This is a genomic window from Photobacterium sanctipauli (assembly GCF_003026495.1).
GTDB lineage: Bacteria > Pseudomonadota > Gammaproteobacteria > Enterobacterales > Vibrionaceae > Photobacterium > Photobacterium sanctipauli.
Window position 1 is genome coordinate 21,248 of the sequence record NZ_PYMA01000031.1, and the last position, 7,049, is coordinate 28,296.

A 7,049-nucleotide genomic window follows, 5' to 3' on the forward strand; every position below is an offset into this window, starting at 1 on the left:
TCCACCAGCACTACTGGGTGGATAAGACTAGTGCGCCTTGCGGGTCGTAATTAGCGCTTTAAAAGGGAAAGAGAAAGAGAAAGATAAAGAGACAAGTTACCATCAAAAAAACAGCCCGCTTTTAAACGGGCTGTTGAGTAATAACGTGTAGGAAGCCGGATTAGCTCCGGTGAGTAGAGTCGTTCGCCTGTCTAAGTAATCCCTGGCTCTCGGTTAAAAAATGCTGAGCATAATCGCCGAACCACCCTTCAACCTGACCGAATGCCTGCTTGAAGGCACCCTTGTCTTTGCTATCCAACATTTCAATCGCCGCACCAAAACGACGGTGGAAACGCTTGATCATGTCGATGTTCTGCGGCGAGGACATAATAATATCCCCGTACAGCTCGGCATCCTGGGCAAACAGGCGGCCAACCATTGCAAGCTCCAAGCGGTAGATTGGCGAGCTCAATGACAGCAGCTGCTCCAGCTTAGGATCTTCTTCCGCCAAGTGAACACCGTATACAAATGAGGTGAAGTGGCGAAGTGCCTGGATCAAGGTCATGCCCTGATCGTGTTCGATCGCGCTGATCCGGTTCAGCTTCGCACCCCAGATTTGGATCTGCTCCAGCAACCACTGATAGCTCTCCGGGTTACGGCCGTCACAGTAGGCCACCACCTGCTTGGCCAGGCTCGCGATGTCCGGGCCAAACATTGGGTGCAAGCCAACAACCGGGCCATTGTGCACTTCAAGCATCGCCTGCAGCGGCCCGCTCTTGACCGAGGTAAGGTCGGCCAAAATACAATCTTCCGGCAAGTTGCCGAGTTTCGCGATCACTTGCTCGGTAATATTGATCGGCACTGATACCACAACCATGCCAGCATCCGACAAGAGCTCATCGGCACGATCCCAGTCTTGGCTGCCCAGCTTGCGAACTTGATAACCGGACAATTCGAACAAACGGCAGAACAAGCCCCCTAGCTGACCATGGCCCCCCACCACGACAATCGGTCGTAGTTCTGGGTTCAGGCACTTAAAGCCCGAGTCATTTTCGCTGGCGTAGGATTCACGCATGGTCCGGCGCAGGATATCTTCGATAAGATCCGGCGGCACACCTTTGCTCTCCGCTTCTTTGCGGCGGGAAGCAAGCATTGCTGCTTCGCGATCCGGGGCATAAATTGGTAGGCCGTGCTGACTTTTCACATGCCCTACCTCTTCGACCAAAGCCAGACGGCGAGCCAGAAGCTCAACCATCTGCTGATCGACATCATCAATTTGATCTCGTAATTTACTTAGTTCCGCAACCATCTACTGGGCTCTCTGCAATCTGTGCGAACGTGGTGATTAACCGTTACGCTGTTCTAGGAATGGCGTTAGCTCTTGGTGGGTATGACGCAACAAGGTTTCTGTCGCTTCCCAGCTAATACAGGCATCGGTGATCGATACACCGTACGCCATTTCTCCAAGCGGTAGGTCCGCACTTTGGTTTCCTTCATTAATGTGGCTTTCCAGCATCAAGCCAATAATTGACTTGTTACCCTCACGGATTTGGTGAATCACATCTTCAGCCACAAGTGGCTGGCGACGGTAATCTTTTCGTGAGTTAGCGTGGCTACAGTCTACCATCAGCGACGGCGAAAGGCCTGCCGAGTTCATCTCGTTTTCGCATTCAGTCACTGAAACTGAATCGTAGTTGGTTTGCTTACCGCCTCGCAGGATCACGTGGCCATCTGGATTGCCTTGGGTATTTAGCAGTGCCACCTGGCCGTCTGGGTTAATCCCCATAAAGCGGTGGCCTGATGCTGCTGCCTGCATGGCGTTAATGGCTGTGCCCAGGCTGCCGTCGGTACCATTTTTGAAACCTACAGGCATTGATAGGCCACTGGCCATTTCACGGTGAGTTTGGGATTCAGTCGTACGGGCACCGATTGCCGCCCAACTAAACAGGTCGCCAAGGTACTGCGGGCTGATTGGGTCCAGCGCTTCTGTTGCCAGCGGGATCCCCATTTCAACAAGATCAATCAGAAGTTGGCGGCCAATGTGCAGGCCTTCTTCGACTTCGAACGAGCCATCCAGGTGCGGGTCGTTGATCAGGCCCTTCCAGCCAACGGTGGTACGCGGTTTTTCAAAGTAAACTCGCATCACGATGTATAGCTGATCACTTAGTTGCTCTGATAGCTGCTTCAGCTTCACCGCGTATTCTTTTGCCGCTTCGATATCATGGATAGAACATGGGCCACACACCACCAACAGGCGATGGTCGCGCTTATGGATAATATCGGCAATGGTCTGGCGAGACTCACGGATGAAAGACAATGCTTGATCGCTAACCGGTAGCTTCTCACGAAGTTCTTGCGGGGTGATCAGTACTGACTCATCTTTGATATGGACGTTATTCAATTGATCTTTTTGCATGCTGGCTTCCCTGTAAACTTAAAATAACACTTGTAAGGTAGAACAGGTATCACCTGTCACACGGCGTACAATAACAAGGGGCTTTACCTAATTGCAATAGCGCGTAAAGAAAAAATACCACCTGTAAATTAAAATTTACACTCGGTGTTTTTTGGCTATCTCATAAAAAGCCAGTTACCATAATTGCAGTCCCTCTGCAAAATGAACCATCATGGAACTGATTTTTTCCCTACTTCAACAACTCAGTGTTTACTTGGTATTGGCTTATTTATTGAGTAAAACACCGCTGTTTATGCCGATCACCTCGATTTCGGGCCGGCTATCCCAGCGCTTTTCTTGTTATGTCCTGTTCTCCCTCTTTTGTATTTTAGGCACATACTTCGGACTTGACATAGAAGATGCCATTGCCAACACCCGTGCTATCGGTGCTGTTATGGGCGGATTACTCGGCGGCCCTGTTGTCGGTTTTGCTGTCGGGCTGACTGGTGGCCTACACCGCTACACGCTAGGCGGCTTTACTGATCTTGCCTGTGCTATCTCAACCACTGCCGAGGGATTGATTGGCGGATTGATGCATAGCTACTTCGTTCGCCGGGGTCAGGCCGAGCAAATATTCAAGCCGATGATCGTGTTTATCATCACCCTCGCGGCTGAAATTGTTCAGATGCTGATCATCCTGATGGTCGCAGAGCCGTTCGACAAGGCGCTGAACCTGGTCAGTGCGATTGCCCTACCTATGGTTATCGCCAACTCGATTGGTGCGGCGTTGTTCATGAGCATTATCCAAGATCGGAAAACCATCTATGAAAAGTACTCTGCCGCATTTTCCAGCCGCGCACTAAAAATTGCCCAGCGCTCGGTCGGGATCTTAAGCCAAGGCTTTAATGAGGAAACCACCAAGCAAATAGCCAAGATCGTTTACGAGGAAACCGGCGTTGGTGCGGTTGCTATCACCGACCGCAAAAAGATCCTGGCCTTTATCGGCACCGGGGATGATCACCACCTACCCGGCACACCTATCTCCTCGGGCTATACCCACCGTGCTATCGATGGTTGCGAGCTGGTCTACGCCGATGGGCACGATATTCCCTACCAATGCTCACTACACCAAAAGTGCAAGCTTGGTTCAGCCTTGGTGATCCCGCTGGTAGGCGGTAACAATGAAGTATTGGGGACCATCAAGCTCTACGAGCCGAAACGGAAACTATTTTCGACCGTCAACCTGACCTTGGGTGAAGGGATCGCCAAATTATTATCAAATCAAATTTTGACCGGGCGCTATATCCAGCAACAAAACCTGCTCACCCAGGCTGAGCTGCGCTTATTGCAAGCACAGGTCAACCCGCACTTCCTGTTCAATGCCCTCAACACCATCAACTCGGTGGTGCGCCGCGATCCGGACAAAGCGCGAAAGTTAATCCAGCACCTGTCGCAATTTTTCCGCCGCAACCTAAAGCAAAATATCGAAACGGTAACACTGCAAGAGGAGCTGCAACACGTACAATCCTACCTGGAGATAGAATTGGCGCGTTTTTCTGATCGACTGAACGTCGAGGTCAATGTCAGCCCCGACATTATGGCGCTGCGGCTACCTACCTTCACCTTACAACCGCTGATTGAAAATGCCATTAAGCACGGCACCTCTTCATTGCTAGAAAATGGTAAAATAACACTGAGTGGATTTATCAATAACGACCATGTCGTTCTCGAAGTGGAAGACAACGCGGGCAATTACGCCCCCGTGGGTGAAGAAAGCGGCTTAGGAATGAAAATCGTCGATAAGCGGCTTAAAAATATGTTTGGCCAGCAATATGGCCTTGCGATGTCATTCCAACCAGAACAATGGACGCGAGCAACCATAACCATTCCAATGACAAACCTAGAGCACAGTACACGACAGGGAGAAAAAACGGCATGATCAAAGCCTTGGTGATTGATGACGAACGTTATGCCCGGGAAGAGCTCATCGACCTGCTTGAGGAAAGCGGCGATGTCGAGGTAATTGGCGAGTGTAACAATGCCATCGAAGCCTTGAAGAAAATCAACCAACTCAAGCCTGATGCGATTTTTCTCGACATCCAAATGCCGCAAATCACCGGTATTGAGCTGCTTGGTATGCTGGACCCAGAAACCATGCCAAAAGTGGTTTTCGTCACCGCCTACGATGAATATGCCCTCAAAGCTTTCGAAGACAACGCCTTTGATTATTTGCTAAAACCGGTGGAACCGTGCCGCCTGAACAAAACCATTAAGCGGCTAAAAAAAGAGTTCAAGCCAGCGGATTACTCACCTATCGTGTCCGACATGCTGGAGCTGATCCCCTGCAGCGGCCACAACCGGATCATATTGCTCAGCCCTGCCGAGATAGAAACGGCCTACTCGGATTTATCCGGGGTCCATGTGGTGGGCAAGACAACCAAGGCAACCACCCAGCTCACGCTCAAGATCTTGGAAGAGAAAACCCCGCTGATCCGTTGCCACCGCCAATACCTGATCCACCCCAAGGCCATTCGCGAAATCAAGTTGCTTGAGAACGGTCTTGCCGAAATCACCACCCTGCATAATTACCAAGTACCGGTTAGCCGCCGCTACTTGAAGGAGCTCAAAGACCGTTTTGGCCTCAGCTAATGCCCCAATGTGGCTGCCGCTGGCAGCCACTCACCACAAAAACATGACCTCTGTCACAGCTTGAAAAATCCACAATTAACACCCCAAATCAAGCGTAAAGCATTGAATAAAAACGATAAGCAAAAAATTGCATCATTCGGTAAAACCATTCGTAATTTTCGCTAAAACCGCTTAATCAGATTATCGACCACTCACCCTGCCATATAACCACTCACGGTATTACCGGATGCATCTGTTACCCAGTCGCATAGAATAGCGTCATTAAAATTTGTTTTGCGCAGTTGCCGAGGGTGTAAAGGCAAGGACGCAAAACCATACCCAACCTAACTTCCAATAGGAAAAGAGAGACAAGTTTATGGCCTGGTTTCTGATGTGTGTTGCAGCGCTGGTAGGTGGCTACTTCATCTACGGTGCATTCATTGAAAAAATATTCGGTATTAACGAAAAACGCCAAACCCCAGCTTTTACTAAGCAAGATGGGGTTGATTACGTTCCAATGTCAAACAAGAAAGTTTACTTGGTTCAGCTGCTTAATATCGCCGGTGTTGGTCCTATCTTCGGTCCTATCATGGGTGCACTTTACGGTCCGGCAGCAATGCTTTGGATTGTACTAGGCTGTATCTTTGCCGGTGCCGTGCACGATTACTTCTCAGGTATGCTGTCTGTGCGTAACGGCGGTGCTTCGGTACCAACCATTACCGGCCGCTACTTGGGCAATGGCGCTAAACACTTTATGAATATTTTTGCCATTGTTCTGCTGCTATTGGTTGGTGTGGTATTCGTATCGGCGCCAGCTGGCATGATCACAAACCTTGTGAACGAGCAAACCGGCATGGGTATGTCGATGACAACCATGGTTGTTATCATCTTCGCTTACTACATCATCGCGACTATCGTTCCTGTTGATAAGATCATCGGCCGCTTCTACCCGCTGTTCGGCGCACTGCTTATCTTCATGTCTGTTGGCCTTATCACGGCTATCGCATTCTCTAGCGAGCACTCGCTACTTGGCGATTACGAGATGAGCCAGATGTTCACTAACATGAACCCGAACGACCTACCACTATGGCCTGCGCTATTCATCACCATCGCTTGTGGTGCAATCTCTGGCTTCCACGCAACTCAGTCGCCACTAATGGCACGCTGCATGGAAAACGAGAAGAATGGCCGCTTCGTATTCTACGGAGCAATGATTGGTGAAGGTGTAATCGCGCTAATCTGGTGTGCCCTAGCACTGTCTTTCTTCGGCTCTGTTGACGCACTGTCTGACGCAGTTGCAAACGGTGGTCCAGGTAACGTGGTATACAGCTCGTCTATCGGCCTACTGGGTGTATTCGGTGGTATCGTTGCCTTCCTGGGTGTGGTTATCCTACCAATCACTTCTGGTGACACAGCGTTCCGTTCAAGCCGCCTGATCCTTGCTGAATACTTCAACATGGAGCAGAAAACACTGCGCAACCGCCTACTAATGGCAATCCCACTGTTCGTTATCGGTGGTATCCTGACTCAGGTTGACTTCGGCGTTATCTGGCGCTACTTCGGCTTCGCAAACCAGAGCACAGCAGTAATGATGCTATGGACTGCTTCAGCTTACCTACTACGCCATAACAAGCTACACTGGGTAACAACAGTACCGGCTATCTTCATGACCACGGTATGTATTACCTTCATCTTGAACAACAGCCAGCTAGGCTTCGGTCTACCAATGATGGTATCGACTATTGCCGGTATCCTAGGCGCACTAGGCATCGCGAGCTACGTAATCAAGATTTCTAAAGGCAAGGGCGACTCTGAGCTTGCTGACGAAGAAGAGGTTAAAGGTAGCACTGAAACTGCATAAGTTTTAGCTTCCCCCTACCCCCAAAAAACCAGCCGCAAGGCTGGTTTTTTTATGCTTGGAGAGCGAGGCTGTGGTGCTGTGGTGCTGTGGTGCTGTGGTGCTGTGGTGCTGTGGTGCTGTGGTGCTGTGGTGCTGTGGTGCTGTGGTGCTGTGGTGCTGTGGTGCTGTGGTGCTGTGGTGCTGTGG

General features: G+C 50.3%; 5 protein-coding genes. 3 read left to right on the top strand and 2 right to left on the bottom strand.

The window, feature by feature from the left end; genetic code table 11:
• Positions 1-160: 160 nt before the first annotated feature.
• Complete coding sequence (gene tyrA / locus C9I98_RS25845) at positions 161-1,288, bottom strand: bifunctional chorismate mutase/prephenate dehydrogenase (protein WP_036816072.1); 1,128 nt, start codon at positions 1,286-1,288, stop codon at positions 161-163.
• A gap of 36 nt (positions 1,289-1,324) precedes the next feature.
• Positions 1,325-2,395 carry a 3-deoxy-7-phosphoheptulonate synthase gene (locus C9I98_RS25850; RefSeq protein WP_036816075.1) on the bottom strand — a complete coding sequence of 357 codons (1,071 nt, stop codon included), beginning with the start codon at positions 2,393-2,395 and terminating at the stop codon, positions 1,325-1,327.
• A 211-nt stretch (positions 2,396-2,606) separates the two neighbouring features.
• On the opposite strand from C9I98_RS25850, the gene C9I98_RS25855 reads away from it, so the two are divergent.
• From C9I98_RS25855 to C9I98_RS25865, 3 genes are all read left to right on the top strand, one after another.
• Positions 2,607-4,313 (top strand): sensor histidine kinase, encoded by a 1,707-nt coding sequence (locus tag C9I98_RS25855; RefSeq protein WP_036816077.1) that lies wholly within the window; start codon positions 2,607-2,609, stop codon positions 4,311-4,313.
• Positions 4,310-5,023, top strand: a complete 714-nt coding sequence (gene btsR / locus C9I98_RS25860) for a two-component system response regulator BtsR (RefSeq protein ID WP_036816080.1) — start codon at positions 4,310-4,312, stop codon at positions 5,021-5,023. The genes C9I98_RS25855 and btsR overlap by 4 nt, the downstream gene beginning before the upstream one ends.
• A gap of 355 nt (positions 5,024-5,378) precedes the next feature.
• Positions 5,379-6,863 carry a carbon starvation CstA family protein gene (locus C9I98_RS25865; RefSeq protein WP_036816082.1) on the top strand — a complete coding sequence of 495 codons (1,485 nt, stop codon included), beginning with the start codon at positions 5,379-5,381 and terminating at the stop codon, positions 6,861-6,863.
• The last annotated feature ends 186 nt before the right edge of the window (positions 6,864-7,049 follow it).